The sequence below is a fragment of the Phocaeicola sp. HCN-6420 genome, assembly GCF_037890145.1.
Lineage (GTDB): Bacteria > Bacteroidota > Bacteroidia > Bacteroidales > Bacteroidaceae > Phocaeicola.
Genome location: NZ_JBBKBJ010000005.1, coordinates 65,503 through 84,468, shown reverse-complemented (window position 1 = coordinate 84,468; position 18,966 = coordinate 65,503). Strand labels below are relative to the sequence as shown.

Genomic DNA, 18,966 nt, shown 5'->3' with positions numbered 1-18,966 from the left:
CTGTACTCCACACGAATAAATCATGCAACAAATTAAACAAAAACTGCAACGGTCTTGTAATCCCATAAACTTGTCAACCCAAGAACAAGAGATACTTCTTTCTTTATTTTTCCGTATTTTTCTCTTTATATTCGGAAGGCGTACAGCCCATGGCAGCCTTAAAAACACGACTAAAATACTGAGGAGAGGAAAATCCACACATGTACGCAACTTCCGATACTGCATATTGTCCCGAGTCAAGCAACTGTACCGAACGTTTCACACGCATGTCTTTCACAAAATCGATGGGAGAAACCCCCAGTATCGACTTTATCTTCCGGTAAAACATAGAACGCCCCATACCCATCGAATCGGCAAGATCTTCTATCTTGAAATCAGGATTGTTCAGGTTCTCCTCTACACGCTGTATGATGTTCTTAATAAACTCCTCATCGAAACGGGTAATCTGTGGCAATGACGGCGACAAGTCTTCCAACTTACATTCCGGCTTCTTGCCTGCTTCTGCTTCCTTCATACCTGCCGGAGTATTACCTGAAAGCAGAAAATCCTTCAAGCGGGTACGCTGCTGCAATACAGACTTAATCCGTGCACAAAGATACGCAGCACTGAACGGTTTGGTAATATACCCGTCGGCACCATATTCCAGTCCCTTGATACGATCTTCAAGCGAAGCCTTTGCCGACAAAATAATAACCGGAATATGACAAATATCATGGTTATTTTTTACAGCATTCAGCAGTTCGATACCATCCATTTCAGGCATCATAACGTCACTGACCACGATATCTGGCATTTCTGCCATAATCTTTTCCAGTCCGGCACGACCGTCAGGCGCTTCCAGTACCCGATATTCCCTTTGCAGGATATGCACCACAAAACGCCTCAACTCCTCATTGTCTTCCACAACCAGCACCGTAATATCTTTCTGTGCTTCACCTTCTTCCTCACCTTCCGTTTCAGACTGTACGTTACGCGTTCCATCGTCCAAAATAAATTCTACATTTTGGTCGCGGTGATAAACCTCTGCATTCAAGGGGAGGCAGACACTAAACGTACTTCCCTGCCCCAATGCAGTATCCACCTCTATTTTTCCGTGCATGATATCTACCAGATTGCGGACCAGTGAAAGCCCGATACCCGTTGATACCGACGAACGTTCGCTGCCGAAGGTCTCGAAACGGTCGAATAGCTTACTCAGCTTACCAATATCTATACCTTTCCCTTCGTCTTTCACCCGTATCTGTACATAGTCGTTCAGCAACGCTACAGTAAGCGAAATAGACTTTCCTTTAGGCGTATACTTGAATGCATTCGAAAGCAAATTGAATACAATTTTCTCAAACTTATCCACATCCGTATATACCTTCACTTCCTCCTGTGGAGCCACAAAGCTGAAATCAATTTCCGACTGATGAGCCATGGCTGTAAAGTTTTCGTATATCTTCCGTGCCAGAGCAACGATATCCACCTGCTCGATATACAGTTTCATTTTATTATTCTGTATTTTGCGGAAATCGAGCAACTGATTGATAAGCTGCAACATACGTTCCGTATTTCGTTTGGCAACCTGCATATTCTCTTTACCTTCCTCCGAAAGTTTTTCCCGTTCTATAACCTCCTCAATCGGTCCTTCAATCAGCGTAAGCGGCGTACGAAGCTCATGCGATATATCGGTAAAGAAACGTAATTTCATTTGAGTAAGCTGCTTTTCGAATCCAATCTTCTTCCGCAACCCCCAAATGTAGACGATAATGCCCGATACCACAGCCAGAGCCAACAGGAAAGAAGCAATATAAATCACCCACGCCCATCCGGTTTCCCAAAACGTAGGTTCAACATGAATATGCAGCACACTCACATTGTCCGTCCATACACCGTCACTGTTACTGGACTTCACTTCCAGGTCAAAATCGCCTGCCGACAAGTTTACCAGACTGACCGAATGGTTCTTGCCGATATAAATCCAGTCGCTGCCTAATTTTTTTATACGATAAGCATACTCCAGATAAGACGGTTTCGTGAAATCGAGCGCAGCAAAGGAAACGGTAATATTCCGTTCGTCAGCCTCCAGTGTAACCGAATCATTCATCAGTGAATTGATGACAGAAATCCCTCCACGACGTTGTACGCTCAATCCGGTAAATGCAATATTCGGTACATATGTACTCTTCTTCAATTCATTCAGGTTGATACGCAAAGCTCCTTCATTGCATCCCACATACATATTGCCCGAACGGTCCACCACCGGAGGAGCTTCAGACAGAATAAGGTTTGAATTGACATTAAAGTGATTATACACCTCGAAATCAGGATGTGCCGGAGAAAACTTACAAATAATGTTCTCGAAGGTAATCCATAACCTCTTTTTATTATCTTCCACCATGGCAAAGGCAATGTCCGAAGGAAGACCGTTTATCTTGTTATAATGGAAAAAATCAATCTTATCCGACAGAAGCCCGTCGAGCGGCACCCGACTGATACCTCCGCTGCACGTAGTGATATACACTTCCCCGGCCGATGTTTCCATTACATGCATCACATCATTATCACTCAGGCTGTTTTCACGGTTTGCCTCACAATAGTTCAGATAAAAGCAAATATCCTCGGGGTTGCTGAACCGTGAAGAGAATGAAATCAATCCGTCGGTTGTACCTACCAGCGTAACATCATTCGAAAGCGGACAAATGCTGCGCACACGCATGCATTTACCCTGCGGATAATTTTTCTTCAGCCTGTTGGCTACATTCATAAAATGCAAGTCATCCGGACTGCCTGTGGCAAGATTCAATCCACCTCCATAGGTTCCTACCCAGATATGTCCGAATCGGTCCTGCGCTATCGAGTACACAGCATTACTATTTATCCCGTCCGGATTATTCTGCTCTACCCGATACTGTTTCAGTGCATATCCTCCAGCGGCAGGCTTTCCCACAAACAAGCCGTGTCCGCGACTCCCTATCCAGAAGTTTCCCCGGTTATCTTCAAAGAAAGCATAGACATTGGCTCCAAACACAACCGAGCGGTCTTTTACAATTCGCCCTTTACTGTCCAGATTGCCGCAATAGTCAAGATACTTGTCGTAAACTTCCACTATTCCGTCTTTCCTTGCCATCCATACCCGTTCGTGTGAATCGATATAAAGTCCTCTAACTTCCGTACTGGACGCTCCAATATATTCAAAATTTGTATTCGGGAAAGTAATCCGGTCTACGCCTCCTCCCTGTGCCAGCCACACATTCTTATGATTATCTACATAAAAACCACGGTTAATCCCTTCATACATACTTCTGGCAGCTTCTGTCAGCACATAGCTCTGCTGAAACTTATTTTGCTTCGGATTATAATAACAGAAAAAGCCATCAGTCGGAAAAGCCCAAATATGTCCGTATTCATCTTCGTGAATAAAACTGAATCCCAGTTCTCCATCCCGGCGACGAGGGTAATCGAGAAATGCAGCCTGCGTACCTTTTTTATCTATCCTGACGATATGTTCCCGGCCATTCTGCATCCAGATATTTCCTTTGGAATCCTGAAAAATACAAGAAGGCTGAAAGTCTTCCTGGCCTTTGCCGAGTATAAAATGTGTAACCTGCTTTTTCAGTGGGTCGTACATAACCAATCCACGCTTGCAGACTACTCCCAGCCGTCCGTCGGCAAGCGGAAAGAGCTGACAGATACTTTCCGCCTCATCAGGCAGGACAACAGGACGAAGCCCACTTCCGTCTACATACTCCATGAGTCTGCCGGACGTACCGGCTATAAAGAAACTCTTTCCGGCACTTGCAGCATAACGGTAAACCTCATCTCCTTTCAGAGATTTATTGCCATAAACAAAGTATCCTTTATCCGTCAGTACCCACTCTCTTTTCTGTGCATCAAGTGCTACCTTATAGACTGTACGGCGTGAAGATGATACAGCCGGAAAATAAACGAGTCCACCTTTTTCCTTATATCTATAACAATCTATCCGCCACAGATCTCCATTATCGCTCGTAACCCACAGCGTACCGTTCGACAAGGCAAAAATATCCGATGCCGCAGTACACAGCTTTACGTCGGGATGATAGGCGAAGACATCCTCAAAACATTCTTTACGGGTATCAAACAAGTATATTCGCCGATCGTAACTCTGGCAAACCAGCATTTCATTTCCTGCAAGGACAAGATTTACCAGACGGTTGTATTGCAACTTGACTCTGTCCGTTGGATACGACTTATAGTTCTTAAAGGTATATCCGTCAAACTTTTCCAGTCCGTTCCACGTTGCCATCCACAGATACCCCTTCTCATCCTGCAAGATACTCTGCACCGTATTCTGCGACATACCGTCCTTTACCGAATAGTGCTTCACATTGATAAGTCCCTGTGCAGCCGCCGGAAAAAAGCCAAGCAGTATATACGATATAATCAAATATAAAGTGTTTCTCATACAAACTCCTGTCGTTTTTACATAGGGACAAAGTTATAAGAAATTTATAAATTGCCATAAACGAGGTATATATGGATTTGCAAGATATTTTATACAAAAATAAAACAGGTATATTTATTACACTTCATACCTTGCAGTTGATGAAATCTCCTTATGTTTTTCAAAAATCTGTACGAAAAAAAATTTTTTTTGTACAAAAAATACAGTAAACAACCAACGGATATGACATAAGGTACCGAGAAATGTTTTCGAGTTTCAGCAACACCTTATTAAAAAGTGTGAAGAGAACATGAAAACCGCTGCAATCGGTATTTTTCAACGCAAGGCAAGAAACGGAGATTACATTTTTTTATACCTTTGCTCTGGTAAGCATGACTGATAATAAAAACAAGCATATCTACACAATGAAAAAACTGATTGCATTATTCTGCCTGCTGGCTTTCGTCATCGGAGTGCAGGCACAGCGCAAGGTCAGCCTGCAGGATGTGGCACAAGGTACCTATCGTGCACAAAACATCTACGGCATCAAGCCGATGCTGGACGGTGAGTTTTATACGCAAATAAGTGCTGACAAGAAGCGTATCGTGAAATACTCGTTCAAGACGGGTAAAGAGGTTGGAACGGTGTTCGACGTAGCCACGGCAAGAGATTGTCCGGTCAAGACGTTCGACGACTACATCATGTCGCCCGATGAGAAGCTGATTCTGATCCAGACGGCAACAAAACCTATCTACCGCCATTCGTTTACTGCCGAATATTACATCTTTAATGTAAGAAACAACAAGATGGAACCGCTTTCGAAAAACGGACCGCAGCAGGTGCCGCTTTTCTCGCCCGACGGATTTCAGGTGGCTTTCGTCCGCAACAACAATATTTTTCTGGTCAAGCTGCTGTTTGGCAACAGTGAATCGCAGGTCACCAAGGATGGCGAATATAATAAGGTGCTGAACGGTATTCCCGACTGGGTGTACGAGGAAGAGTTTTCTTTCAACCGTGCATTCGACTTCAGTGCCGACAGCAAGATGATTGCGTATATCCGCTTCGACGAGAGTCAGGTGCCGATGTACAGCTTCCCGTGGTACAAGGGTATGGCGCCCGAAAAGAGCCAGTATGCCACTTATCCGGGAGTGTACGAATATAAGTACCCGAAGGCAGGAGAAGTCAACTCGAAGGTTACCGTACACACGTACGACATCAAGAGTCACGTTACCCGCAAGATGGATCTGCCGCTGGATTCCGACGGATATATCCCGCGCATCAAGTTTACGTCCGACCCGGAAAAGCTTGCCATCATGACGCTGAACCGCCATCAGAACCGTTTTGACATCTACATGGCCAATCCGAGAAGTGCGCTGTGCAAGCTCGCCATCCGCGACGAAGCCGAACAATATGTCAAGGAACAGGCTTACTCCGACATTGTATTCTATCCGGAACATATCGTGATGATGAGCGAACGCGACGGATATAACCACTTGTATCTGTATACTATCGGAGGCAATCTGGTGAAACAGATAACGAAAGGCAAGTTCGAAGTGAAGGATTTCTTAGGCTGGGACAAGCAGACTAATACGTTCTACTATACCAGCAATCAGGAGAGTCCGCTGCGTACGGCTGTCTACAAGACCGACGCAAAAGGAAAGACTACCAAACTGTCTACCCGCACAGGTTCCAACTCGGCTATCTTCAACAGCGACCTGACATACTACATCAACAAGTTCTCCAACATCAATACCCCGACACTGATTACCATCAACAACAACAAGGGTAAGGAACTGGCTACGCTGATGGACAACGCAAAACTGAAAGCTGAAGTTGCTACGCTGAACATGCCGAAGAAGGAATTCTTTACTTTCCGTACGACCGAGGGTGTGGAACTGAACGGCTGGATGATGAAGCCTGCCAACTTCGATGCAAGCAAGAAATATCCGGTCATCATGCACCAGTACAGCGGACCGGGCTCACAGCAGGTTCTCGATGCGTGGAACATCGGAAGTTTCAGCGACGGAGGTATGTTTGAAGCATACATGTGCGACAAAGGTTATGTCATGGTCTGCGTGGACGGACGTGGCACGGGCGGACGTGGTGCCGAATTTGAGAAATGTACATACTGCTTCCTGGGCGTAAAGGAATCGCACGACCAGGTGGAAGCTGCCAAGTATCTGGCTTCGCTGCCGTACATCGACGGCAACCGCATCGGCATCTGGGGATGGAGTTATGGAGGCTACAACACGCTGATGTCGATGAGTGAAGGCACACCTGTATTCAAGGCGGGTGTGGCGATTGCAGCTCCAAGCGACTGGCGCTTCTACGATACAATATATACTGAACGCTTCATGCGTACCCCGAAGGAAAACGGCGACGGTTACAATGCCGGTTCGGCTATCCTCCGCGCTCCGAAACTGCATGGCGACCTGCTGCTGATACATGGCACTGCCGACGACAATGTTCACTACCAGAACTGCGCCGAATACAGTGAAGCACTGGTTCAGGCAGGCATCCAGTTCGATATGCAGGTATACACCAACCGCAACCACAGCATCTTTGGCGGAAATACCCGCAATCACTTGATGAACCGTGTGGCTGATTTCTTCATCGAAAAGCTGAAATAAATACTTATATCATATTGTGAATGATGAGGAATTAAATATGTTCCGCCGATACAGGACGGAGTCTTTTTAATTCCTCATTCTTCGTTTTTATACCCGATACTATGGAACACGTAAAGAAACCCGAATGGCTGAAAATATCCATCGGTACCAATGCCCGCTATACCGATACAAAACGCATTGTCGACACGCATAAACTGCATACGATATGCAGCAGTGGACGCTGCCCGAACTTGGGAGAATGCTGGGGAAAAGGAACGGCTACCTTTATGATAGGCGGTGCCATCTGTACCCGTTCGTGTAAATTCTGCAATACACTTAGCGGAAAACCGCTTCCGCTCGACGCGCAGGAACCAGTACAGGTTGCCGAGTCTGTACGCCTGATGAAGCTGGATCATGCCGTTGTCACCTCGGTCGACCGTGATGATTTGCCCGATCTGGGGGCTGCTCACTGGGCAGCTACAATTAAGGCTATAAAAGAACTCAATCCGAATACAACACTGGAAACGCTGATTCCCGACTTTCAGGGACGGGAGGAACTGATCCGCATGGTAACCGATGCTCATCCCGACATCATTTCTCATAATATGGAAACCGTACGCCGCATCAGTCCGCTGGTAAGAAGCGTGGCAACATACGATCGGAGTCTGGAGGTTATCCGCCGGATAGCCGAAAGCGGCATCACTGCCAAGTCGGGTATCATGGTGGGACTGGGAGAAACTCCCGACGAGGTGGAACAGACCATGGACGACCTGCTGGCAAACGGCTGCCGTATCCTCACCATCGGACAGTATCTCCAGCCGAGCCGGAAGCACTATCCCGTGTACGAATACGTTACCCCCGAACAGTTTGCCCGTTACAAGGAAACTGGAGAAAAGAAAGGATTTGCCACTGTAGAAAGCGGTCCGCTGGTACGTTCTTCTTACCATGCTGAAAAACACATCCGCTATAAGTGAACAATTTCAGAAAAAACCTTGTTACACCTATAAAAGACCACGGCAGATGATGAAACTTATATTTAAATACAGAAACAAGATTGTATCGCTCGGATTGTTGCCCATTATAGCAACATTGATTTGTTTGCATTTTTTTCAGAACACAATCGTCTTGGGAATAAGCTTTGTTGTCTGCCTCAGCCTGCTGCTGTACGGCATCATCCGCTTGAAGAACCTGAATTTCTTTCTGCTGCTGGGTAGTGTGGGCATAGGGGCCTGCTTTGTGCTGCGTCTGTTTACCGGCTACACCTTCGTTCCGTACGGCAGCATCACTCCCATTCTGGAACTGCTGCTGCTCATCGTGGCCTTCATTCACATTACAGCTCCCGAAATATACAAGGAATTGCAGGAACGGCTGCACCTGAGAAACTGTTTCTCGTTCGTGCTGGAAACAAAAACAATTGTAATCCTCTCGGCACTTCATCTTACGGTTCTGCTCTTTGTCGATCATATCGACCACCTGTTTTCCGAAGATGGCTTTTTCTTCCTGAAATACGGTGTCCCGGTCATCATCTACGTTCTTTGTCTGATTATTAATGTGGTGGGCATTCATCTGGCACTTCAGGAAAATTTCCGCTATAGTCTGGTACGCATTGCGGTCGTTCACGACGGAAAGATTTACCTCAGACAGCGCAACGACTGCTCCGACGACTTGCACGAAGATGCTCCCGTATGGGATATTGCCGTAGAAAGTCCTTTTGAAGGACCGCTCGAAAAGAGTGATGAATACGCCATGCGTATAACCAGAAAAATCTGTACTTCGAATAATATAACTCCGCGACTTATCTTAAAATATACCTCTACGCCTTGCGATGACGACAGCCAGCAACGCGTATCATTGTATATCCTTCCGTTAAACGATAAGAATGATCTCAGAAAAATAGCAGAAGGCAGGTTCTTTTCCTTCGACGAAATAAGTGAAACTGCCGTACGGAGATATAATCCGGCTTTGCTTTCGGAACTGGATGCCTTGCAGATGGCAGCAGAGATGTGGCAGACGTTCGGCAGTGCCGACTAACATCCACTTATTTATAAATCAGAAAGATACACGGAATCTTTGTCAGGTCGGGCAGATGGCCCTTCCACTCCTGAACCGTTTTAGTCTTGATATACTCTCCTTCGCAGGTAATGTTGGCTGCCACGCATACCTTGGTTTGCGGACGACAAGCCTTCAGAATATCTTCCAGCATCTTGTTGTTGCGGTAAGGTGTTTCGATGAAAAGCTGTGTCTGGTGCTCGCTGTATACGCGCTGTTCCAGCTCCTTCAGCCGTTTCTGGCGTTCGCCCGGTTCGATGGGAAGATAACCGTGAAAGGCAAAACTCTGCCCGTTGAATCCCGATCCCATGACCGACAGGATAATAGACGACGGTCCCACCAGCGGAACGACCTTGAGGTTCTTGCGCTGTGCGATGGCTACGACATCTGCTCCCGGATCGGCTACGGCAGGACAGCCGGCTTCCGAAATCACACCCATGGAATGTCCTTCCTGCAAAGGCTTCAGGTAACCCGAAATGGCTTCGGGCGAAGTATGCTTGTTCAGTGGGTAAAACGTCAGTTCGTCGATATTGATATCGCGGTCTACTTTTTTCAGAAAGCGGCGTGCCGAACGCACATCTTCTACAATGAAATGACGAATCTGAAGAATGATTTCTTTATTATAGGAAGGGAGGACTTTTTCTACCGGAGTATCGCCAAGAGTTACCGGCAGCAAATATAATGCTGTATCCATGTTTGTCAATAATCTATATTTATTATAGCTCAGTCTAACGTCAGCTTGCCGAAATCGGTACGTTCCAGCAATGTGGCAATAGTTACGTCGGGATGCTGCTTCATGTATTGTTCGGTAAGCTGCATACCCAACCATAAGCCTATGACGGGAGGTATCTTCTCGCCGTTGAGAATCATGTTCGGGTCAGAATGTGTATAGGCACGAATCAGCATCGGGTCGGTACTGCTCAGATGACCTCTCTCCGCCATCCACTTCCACAGTTCCTTTCCGTGCTCCTTGCACCAGTTTTCTTCCTTTTCGCTATATCCCAACGCATCGCCGTTCGTCTTATAGTCGAGTACCTGGCGTACTACCCAGTGTATCTTTCCCTGATGCATGATGACATCGTACAGCGAACGGTGTCCCGGACGCCATTCGAAGGGGTACAGGCTGAGCAGATAGAAGGTAAAACAATCGGGAAGAATGCGCTCGGGCGTCATCGACCGGCGCTGATAGTCGTAATAATAACGACGATAAAGCGGATAATCCTCACCCATATACTTGTCGAGGCTGAATCCTAACAGGCTGTCACCCACTACAACCGACTGATTCAATGCCGAAATCTGCGAGTACACCGTCGGTACGGGAAACGCCGGAATCTCCTCTTTCAGGAATCGGAATCCGTTGGTAAAGCCCTTTTCGAGGGCAGTCATATCCTTGAATTTTTCGGAAGCATCCTGCATGATGCGAAGCAGAATCGTATCCGAATAGTATGCACACAGCCGTTCATTGATGGCAGGTTCATCCACACTGCCCAGCATGAGTACATCCTCGATCAGAATTTTGGTGGCACGCGGACAGTCAAGGCTCATTTTTTGCAGAGCCGAAAAACTGTTCATGGCCGAAGCCTCGTACTGGAGGCGGTCGTAACGGAAAACTTTTATACCCTTATCAAGCAAAACATCGTCGCCTTGCTCTCCTGTATGGCAGGAAACAAGTACGACGATGCTCAGTAATATGAATATAAATTTTCTCATGTAAACAGTCTATCTGTCAGATTTTTATCCGTAGATGATATGTCCGTTTTCGTCTTTGTATTCATCCAGACCCTTTTCGTAAGTAGCCATGGCACGAAGACTCATACCTACGCTTGAGAAACCTCCATCGTGGAACAGGTTCTGCATGGTAACCTTGCGTGTCAGGTCAGAGAACATTACGATACAGTAGTCTGCACATTCGTCAGCCGAAGCGTTGCCCAGAGGCGACATACGGTTGGCAAAGTCGAACAGTTTGTCCATACCTTTCACACCCGATCCGGCAGTAGTCATAGTAGGCGACTGTGAGATGGTGTTGATACGTACATTGTGTTCGCGTCCGTAGATGTAACCGAAGCTACGTGCGATAGATTCCAGCAAAGCCTTAGCGTCTGCCATATCGTTGTAACCGTAGAATGTACGCTGTGCAGCTACATAGCTCAATGCTACGATAGAACCGTATTCGTTGATGGCATCCAGTTTCTTGGCCGACTGAATCATTTTATGGAATGAAACGGCTGAAATATCCAGTGTTTTGTTCAACATATCATAGTCGAGGTTGTCGTAAGTACGTTTCTTGCGTACGTTAGGCGACATACCGATAGAGTGCAGTACAAAGTCGATCTTGCCTCCCAAAACTTCCATCGAGCGCTTGAAAACGTTTTCCAGGTCTTCTACGCATGTAGCATCAGCAGGAATCACTTCACAGTTCAGCTTTTCTGCCAATGCAGAAACTTCACCCATGCGCACTGCTACCGGAGTGTTGGACAAAGTAATTACTGCTCCTTCTTCTACAGCCTTTTCTGCCACTTTCCATGCGATAGACTGTTCGTTCAGAGCCCCAAAAACAATACCTCTTTTTCCTTTCAGTAAATTATAACTCATACTTTTTTTATTATAAATTTGGGGGCAAAGATACAAACAATTCTGGTAACTTCGCCATATTCAGGCATTAATCTGCAAAAATTGAACAATATTCCCCCCTTCCTGACGAAATAATACATTTCTTGTCAATTTTTTATAGTCAAAAAGATAAAATTGCACATTTTTTTCACCTATTCAGTCAAAATGTTCACATCGTTTTCCGGGAAACCCCGTACTTTTGTGACATAAGCAAGAGGTTTTTCATAATATTTATTAAGGTTAGAAATTAGGTTAAAAAAAGGTCTTTATTATCCTGCCTGTCAATCTTCTGTGAAAGAACGTTGGCAGGCTATCAGGATAATATACGTATCGGGAACCTTATAGTATGAAACTGGAAGAACAATAAATATCATAAATATAATAACTCATGATTACACTGAACAATTTAAGACAATGGGCATTCTCCATAGGTATCACGGCCCTCGCACTGGGCAGTCCGGTTGGTGCTATGGCAGACAATGCAAACGGTGCAGATAATATTTACGGTGAACTGCCGTTCCAGATGGACAAGGTGCAGTTGCCGGTATTCCCCGACTATTCACGTTCCATTACAGAATTCGGAGCTGTAGCCGACGGCATTACTCTCAATACAGAAGCATTCGATAAGGCCATCAAGGCTGTTGCCGAAAAAGGTGGAGGAAAGGTGATTGTACCTGCCGGACTATGGCTTACCGGTCCTATCGTACTGCAGAGCAACATCAATTTATATCTGGAGGAAAATGCGCTGATTCTGTTTACTGCCGATCATACGCAGTACCCTATCATCAAAACTTCATTCGAAGGACTGGAAACACGTCGTTGCCAGTCGCCAATATCTGCTCTCAATGCCGAAAATGTTGCCATTACCGGAAAGGGTGTCATGGACGGAAACGGAGATACCTGGCGTCCGGTCAAGAAGGGAAAGATGACCGGCAGCCAGTGGAAGAAACTGGTTGCTTCGGGAGGCGTACTCGATAAATCCGGAGATGTATGGTACCCCAGCGAAGGTTCGATAAAGGGTGCCATGGCATGCAAGAACTTCAATGTGCCCGAAGGAATCAATACCGACGAGGAATGGAACAGCATACGCGACTGGCTGCGTCCGGTACTGCTGAGCTTCATCAAGTGTAAAAAAGTGCTGCTGGAAGGTGTCACTTTCAAAAATTCGCCAAGCTGGTGCTTGCATCCGTTGTCTTGCGAAGATATTACCATCAATGAAATCAGTGTTTCAAATCCGTGGTATTCGCAGAACGGGGATGCACTCGACCTGGAATCGTGCAACCGTGCGCTGATTGAGAACAGCAGCTTCGATGCGGGCGACGACGGTATCTGCCTCAAGTCGGGTAAGGATGAGGACGGACGACGCCGCGGTGAACCTTGCCAGAACGTGATTATCCGCAACAATGTGGTGCTGCACGGACATGGCGGTTTCGTTGTCGGCAGTGAGATGTCGGGCGGAGTAAAGAATATCTATGTAGACAACTGTACTTTCCTGGGCACCGATGTAGGCTTGCGCTTCAAGAGTACCCGCGGACGTGGCGGTGTGGTAGAAAATATCCACATCAACAACATCAACATGATTAATATCCCGAATGAGGGACTGATTTTCGACTTGTTCTACGGTGGCAATGCTCCGGGAGAGGGTGACGGCTACAACAATCCGACAGGAGAAAAGGTACCTGCCGTTACGGAAGAAACGCCTGCTTTCCGCGATATCTTTATCAAGAATGTAACAGCCAAGAACGTAGGACGTGCCATGTTGTTCAACGGTCTGCCGGAAATGCCGATCAAGAATGTATTCATCGAAAATGTCACCATGTCGGATGCCAAGGATGGTGTCATACTGAACCGTACCGATGGAGCTACACTGAAAAATGTAAAGGTTATTACGACAAAAGGTGGAAATAACCTGAAGCTGCAAAATGTGACAAACATTACCATAGGTGACAAACAATATAAAAAGGTAGGAAACCAAGCCGAATCGTATAAATTCTGATCCGGTATCTTTCCTTACCTAAAAGAAGGACGATAAAGGGTCTGCAAACATCCGGTTCAAGTGTTCCGACTTGTTTCTTTATGTTTACAGATCCTTTCTCCCTTTGCAAACCATGCTAATAACAATGATAACATTATCCGACGGACTTGCCGGATAGCAATAAAAACAAAAACGCAGTATGAAAATATTCTCTATAGCCTGCCTGGCACTACTGGCAGGAGGACTGAGCGCTTCGGCACAAGCCCTGGAAAAGAAGATTCAAGTCGTGGTGGAGAATCCGTGGAACGCTGAAAAGGTGGACGAACCGGTGGTAATCGACCTCGGCAGTCTGGGTACAGGGTTCACCGTCAAGTCGGCTGTCGTACGCGACGGCAACGAGGAGATTCCGTCACAGCTTGACGACATGGACTGTGATACGCGTGCCGACGAACTGGCTTTCGTCATCAATCTGCCGGCTTCGGGCAAAAAGACACTCAACATTACACTCTCAAGTATCAAGAGCGACAAGAAATATCCGGCACGTGTGTATGCCGAAATGTTGTTCCGCACGTCGAAGAAAAACAAGTATGCCAAAGGGTATGCCATCTATGCCGACGGGGCTTCAGACACGTACAACGTACAGCATCACCACGGAGCTGCCTTCGAAAGTGAGCTGGTGGCATATCGTATTTATTTCAACGAGAAACAGACAACCGACCTGTACGGGAAGTTCCATAAGGGACTGGAACTGGAGGAGAGTCAGTTCTATCCTACCGACGAGCAGTTGAAGCGCGGCTTCGGCGACGATGTCATCAAGGTAAACAGCAGTTGCGGAGCAGGAACCCTGAGAGGCTGGGACGGTACACAGTCTACGCTTATCAAACCGGTTGCCGTACGCGGACAGCGCATACTGGCTTCGGGACCGGTACGTACCATTGTCGATGCCGAAGTAAAGGGATGGCAGTACGCCGGACAGGAACTGAACATGATAAACCGCTATACGCTGTACGCCGGACATCGTGACGCACAGGTGGATGTATTGTTCGACGCTCCGCTGGATAAGGAAGTTTTCTGTACCGGAGTACAGAACATTACCGGACATGCCGACATGTTTTCCGACCACAAGGGACTGGTGGCAAGCTGGGGTACCGACTGGCCGGTGAACGACACCGTAAAGTATAAAAAGGAAACCGTGGGACTGGCTACCTATATTCCAGAGAAATATGTAGTGAAAGAAACGGCCGACAAGGAAAACTTCCTGTACACCGTCAGCGCTCCCGGTCAGCATTCGTTCCGCTATTACACCTCATTCACTTCGTGCAAGGAAACCTTCGGATACCCCGACAAAGAAAAATGGTTTGCTTATGTACAAGCATGGAAAAAGTCATTGGAACAGCCCGTTAAGATAACAATCGTAGAGAAATAGTCACGACACAAACACAAATGCCGGCATTAAAAACGTTAAATAAATAAAAAGAAGCCGGTCGGTCAGCTTCACTATGCGTATTATTGAACAGTGAAGCTGACTGCTTGAAAACAATTTATTAACTCAACAACTATTATCCATGAAATCTATCGTATTATCCATTTTATTAGGAAGCTGCCTCGTTCCTGCCGTACAGGCACAGAACTATGTATCGAAGGTATGGGTAGCCGACCAGGGCAACGGTACGTACAAGAATCCGGTACTGTATGCCGATTATTCCGACCCCGACGTATGCCGTGTAGGCGACGACTTTTACATGACCTCATCCAGCTTCGGCTGCCTGCCGGGATTGCAGATTCTACATTCCAAAGACTTGGTCAACTGGAGCATCGTGAGTGCCGCCGTACCGCGGTCGCTGGCTCCGCATACCGATGTAGCACCTCAGCACGGCAACCGTGTGTGGGCTCCGTGCATCCGGCATCACGACGGTGAGTTCTATATTTTCTGGGGTGACCCCGATCAGGGTATCTTTATGACAAAGGCAAAGGATGTAAAAGGTCCGTGGTGTGAACCGGTACTGGTCAAGGCAGCCAAAGGCATCATCGACACCACTCCGTTGTGGGATGAAGACGGAAGGGTTTATCTGGCTCATGCCTTTGCGGGAAGCCGTGCGGGACTGAAGAGCGTGATTGCCGTATGCGAGTTGAGTGCGGATGCTACCCGTACCATCGGACCGTCACGCATCGTATTCGACGGTCATGAGGCACACGAAACCTGCGAAGGACCGAAATTCTATAAACGCAACGGATATTATTATATCTTCCATCCGGCAGGCGGCGTTCCTACAGGCTGGCAGGTTGTACTGCGTTCGAAGAATGTATACGGCCCGTACGAATGGAGAACAGTGCTGGCACAGGGCAATACAACGGTAAACGGTCCTCATCAGGGCGGATGGGTAGATACTCCCAGCGGAGAAGACTGGTTTCTGCATTTTCAGGATGTAGGTGCTGCCGGACGTCTGGTTCACCTGCAGCCGATGAAATGGGTAAACGACTGGCCTGTCATCGGTGAGGACAAGGATGGCGACGGCTGCGGCGAACCGGTACTGACTTACAAGAAACCGAACGTAGGCAAGACGTATCCTGTATGCACACCGCAGGAAAGCGATGAGTTCAATACCAACGAACTGGGCTTGCAGTGGCAGTGGAATGCCAACATCAACGACAAGTGGTATTTTGCCGATCAGGAACACGGGGTACTGCGCCTTTACTCGTACCCGGTTCCCGAAAACTACAAGAGCCTGTGGGACGTATCGAACATGCTGCTGCAGAAATTCCCTGCCCCCAGCTTCAACGCAACCATGAAACTGAAGTTCTCTCCTATTGCCAAATACAAAGGTGAACGTACCGGACTGGTAGTTATGGGTATGGACTACGCAGGCATCGTACTGGAAAATACCGAAAACGGACTGGTTCTCTCGCAGGTAGAATGCAAGAAAGCCGACCGTGGAGGTCAGGAAACCGTCAACGAAACTCTTCCGCTGAAGGAGAATGAAATCTACCTGCGTGCCGAAATCACCACTACGGGCGAAAAGATAAGCAAGAGCGAGGGCGGACACGACCTGATAGTGATGTGCCAACTGAGCTACAGCACCAACGGAAAGAAGTTCCACAAGTTCGGCAAAGAATTTCAGGTGAAGGAAGGCAAGTGGATCGGTGCCAAGGTAGGTACCTTCTGTACGCGTCCTGCCATCACGACCAACGACGGCGGCTGGGTTGATGTCGACTGGTTCAGAATAGACAAGTAATCTCTCCCGATTTTTTGTACAAAAAATAAAAAAACGTGCCGACGTTTTACTCAAAACGTGCTGACATTTTCTGAAAAATGCCGGCACGTTTTTTTTGCCTGACAGGACGATACTTTTTTTCGTTCATCGGTACGGCATCATTTTCCGCTTATCGGCACAGCACAAAAAAAGGTCCGGAAATCTCACGACTTCCGAACCCCGATATGTAAAAATACAAAATATTATTTTCTTATGCTTCTTTTACTTCCCAACCCAGAGCGCTGGCACCCAGAACGGCAGCATCAGCATCTTTCAACTGAGAAAGGAGTAATTTTGTTTTTCCCTTGTAAATATTCAGGACATTGTCTTCCAGAGCTTTCTGGATAGGCTTCATGATGTAGTCGCCCGATTTAGCCAGACCACCGAAGAGAATAATTGCTTCAGGGCTTGAGAATGCAACGAAGTTGGCCAGAGCAGTACCCAGAATCTTTCCGGTATACTCAAAGATTTCCAGAGCCAGCTTGTCACCTTTCACAGCTGCATCGTATACATCTTTCGACTGGATTTCTTCCGACGGAATGTTTCTCAGCAAACTCGGTTCAGAACGTGCAACGAGGAATTCGCGTGCAGTACGAGCCACACCAGTAGCCGAGCAGTAAGTTTCCAGACAGCCTTTACGTCCGCATCCGCACATACGACCAGCCGGATCGACGATAACGTGTCCCAACTCGCCTGCAAAACCATCGTGACCATAAACCAACTGACCGTTGATAACGATACCGCTACCAACACCTGTACCCAGTGTAATCATGATGAAATCCTTCAGACCACGAGCAGCACCGTATGTCATTTCACCGATAGCAGCTGCGTTGGCATCGTTAGTAAGTGCTGTAGGGATACCCAGGCGTTCTTCGAACATAGCAGCCAAAGGAATAACTCCCTTCCACGGCAAGTTCGGAGCAAACTCGATTGTTCCACTGTAATAGTTACCGTTAGGAGCACCTACACCCATACCTTTTATCTTTTCTGCACCACCAAACTGTTGCAGCAACGGAAGCAATTTCTTGCAGACAGCATCAACGTATTCGTTAACTTCGGTATATTGCTGTGTCTTTACTGAATCGGAAGCCAGTACGTTACCACGAGAATCAACCACTCCGAAAACAGTATTAGTACCACCGATATCCATTCCTACCACATAGGGCTTTTCCATATTTATTGTCATGACATTAAATTGTTAAAGGTTAGTTATATGTGGCAAATGTACGCAATACGGGAAAACCGAACAAATTTTTTCCTAATTTATTTACCCCTCATGTAACTTTTTATATCTTAGCCGCGTCTAACGATACGTAGTTTAAGACACAAAAATCATTTTATTATGATACGATTACAGGGCATCAACAAGACATATTATAATGGAGCACCGCTTCACGTACTGAAAGGTATCGACCTGCAAATAGAAAAGGGAGAATTTGTGTCCATCATGGGCGCTTCGGGGTCGGGAAAATCTACCTTACTGAATATTCTGGGTATCCTCGACAATTACGATTCGGGCGAATATTACCTGAACGACGTACTGATAAAGAACCTGAGTGAAACCCGCGCGGCAGAGTACCGCAACCGTATGATCGGGTTCATCTTCCAGTCGTTCAACCTGATTTCGTTCAAGAATGCCATGGAGAACGTGGCGTTGCCGCTATTCTATCAGGGGGTGGGCAGGAAGAAACGCAACGAACTGGCGCTGGAGTATCTGGACAAGCTGGGACTGAAGGAGTGGGCACACCACATGCCCAACGAGCTTTCGGGCGGACAGAAACAACGTGTAGCCATCGCACGGGCACTGATTTCGAAACCGCAGATTATCCTTGCCGACGAGCCGACCGGCGCACTGGACAGCAAGACCTCGGTGGAGGTGATGAACATCCTGAAGGAACTGCACGACCGGGAGGGACTGACCATCGTAGTAGTGACACACGAAAGCGGGGTGGCGAACCAGACCAACAAGATCATTCACATCAAAGACGGGGTGATAGAACGGATAGAAGACAACATCGACCACAACGCTTCTCCTTTCGGCAAGAACGGTTTCATGAAATAAAC

At 47.0% G+C, this 18,966-nt stretch carries 12 protein-coding genes; 7 read left to right on the top strand and 5 right to left on the bottom strand.

Annotated elements, in window-relative coordinates; translation table 11 throughout:
- Window positions 1-103: 103 nt before the first annotated feature.
- Window positions 104-4,429: a hybrid sensor histidine kinase/response regulator transcription factor gene (locus tag WKT12_RS04850; RefSeq protein WP_340318966.1), complete on the bottom strand. Its 4,326-nt coding sequence runs from the start codon at window positions 4,427-4,429 to the stop codon at window positions 104-106.
- 404 nt (window positions 4,430-4,833) lie between these two features.
- Here WKT12_RS04850 and WKT12_RS04845 point away from each other — a divergent pair, with 404 nt between their 5' ends.
- The 3 genes from WKT12_RS04845 (at window position 4,834) to WKT12_RS04835 (ending at window position 9,048) form a co-directional block, all read left to right on the top strand.
- Window positions 4,834-7,038 carry a S9 family peptidase gene (locus WKT12_RS04845; protein WP_340318965.1) on the top strand — a complete coding sequence of 735 codons (2,205 nt, stop codon included), beginning with the start codon at window positions 4,834-4,836 and terminating at the stop codon, window positions 7,036-7,038.
- Between the two features lie 101 nt (window positions 7,039-7,139).
- Window positions 7,140-7,991: a lipoyl synthase gene (lipA, locus tag WKT12_RS04840; protein WP_340318964.1), complete on the top strand. Its 852-nt coding sequence runs from the start codon at window positions 7,140-7,142 to the stop codon at window positions 7,989-7,991.
- Between the two features lie 46 nt (window positions 7,992-8,037).
- Window positions 8,038-9,048 carry a hypothetical protein gene (locus tag WKT12_RS04835; RefSeq protein WP_340318963.1) on the top strand — a complete coding sequence of 337 codons (1,011 nt, stop codon included), beginning with the start codon at window positions 8,038-8,040 and terminating at the stop codon, window positions 9,046-9,048.
- A gap of 7 nt (window positions 9,049-9,055) precedes the next feature.
- On the opposite strand, the gene WKT12_RS04830 is transcribed toward WKT12_RS04835, so the two are convergent.
- Genes WKT12_RS04830 through WKT12_RS04820 form a run of 3 tightly spaced genes read right to left on the bottom strand, consistent with a single transcriptional unit; the run spans window position 9,056 to window position 11,658 of the window.
- Window positions 9,056-9,760 carry an SAM-dependent methyltransferase gene (locus tag WKT12_RS04830; protein ID WP_340318962.1) on the bottom strand — a complete coding sequence of 235 codons (705 nt, stop codon included), beginning with the start codon at window positions 9,758-9,760 and terminating at the stop codon, window positions 9,056-9,058.
- 29 nt (window positions 9,761-9,789) lie between these two features.
- On the bottom strand, window positions 9,790-10,776 hold the full coding sequence (locus tag WKT12_RS04825) for a gliding motility protein GldB-related protein (RefSeq protein WP_021971120.1): 987 nt from the start codon (window positions 10,774-10,776) through the stop codon (window positions 9,790-9,792).
- Window positions 10,777-10,800: 24 nt separating this feature from the next.
- Window positions 10,801-11,658: an enoyl-ACP reductase FabI gene (locus WKT12_RS04820; protein WP_021971119.1), complete on the bottom strand. Its 858-nt coding sequence runs from the start codon at window positions 11,656-11,658 to the stop codon at window positions 10,801-10,803.
- A 487-nt stretch (window positions 11,659-12,145) separates the two neighbouring features.
- Here WKT12_RS04820 and WKT12_RS04815 point away from each other — a divergent pair, with 487 nt between their 5' ends.
- The 3 genes from WKT12_RS04815 to WKT12_RS04805 all read left to right on the top strand — a co-directional run bounded on the left by WKT12_RS04815 (window position 12,146) and on the right by WKT12_RS04805 (window position 16,884).
- Window positions 12,146-13,672: a glycoside hydrolase family 28 protein gene (locus WKT12_RS04815; protein WP_340319015.1), complete on the top strand. Its 1,527-nt coding sequence runs from the start codon at window positions 12,146-12,148 to the stop codon at window positions 13,670-13,672.
- 178 nt (window positions 13,673-13,850) lie between these two features.
- The gene (locus tag WKT12_RS04810; RefSeq protein WP_340318961.1) at window positions 13,851-15,077 is read left to right on the top strand and encodes a DUF4861 domain-containing protein; all 1,227 of its coding nucleotides are present in this window, start codon (window positions 13,851-13,853) and stop codon (window positions 15,075-15,077) included.
- A 139-nt stretch (window positions 15,078-15,216) separates the two neighbouring features.
- Complete coding sequence (locus WKT12_RS04805) at window positions 15,217-16,884, top strand: glycoside hydrolase family 43 protein (RefSeq protein ID WP_340318960.1); 1,668 nt, start codon at window positions 15,217-15,219, stop codon at window positions 16,882-16,884.
- A 229-nt stretch (window positions 16,885-17,113) separates the two neighbouring features.
- Here WKT12_RS04805 and WKT12_RS04800 read toward each other — a convergent pair whose 3' ends face one another.
- Window positions 17,114-18,088: an ROK family protein gene (locus tag WKT12_RS04800; RefSeq protein ID WP_021971115.1), complete on the bottom strand. Its 975-nt coding sequence runs from the start codon at window positions 18,086-18,088 to the stop codon at window positions 17,114-17,116.
- A 156-nt stretch (window positions 18,089-18,244) separates the two neighbouring features.
- Between WKT12_RS04800 and WKT12_RS04795 the strand changes: the two genes are divergently transcribed.
- A complete protein-coding gene (locus tag WKT12_RS04795) occupies window positions 18,245-18,964 on the top strand; it encodes an ABC transporter ATP-binding protein (RefSeq protein ID WP_021971114.1) in 720 nt (239 codons plus the stop codon).
- Window positions 18,965-18,966 lie beyond the last annotated feature (2 nt).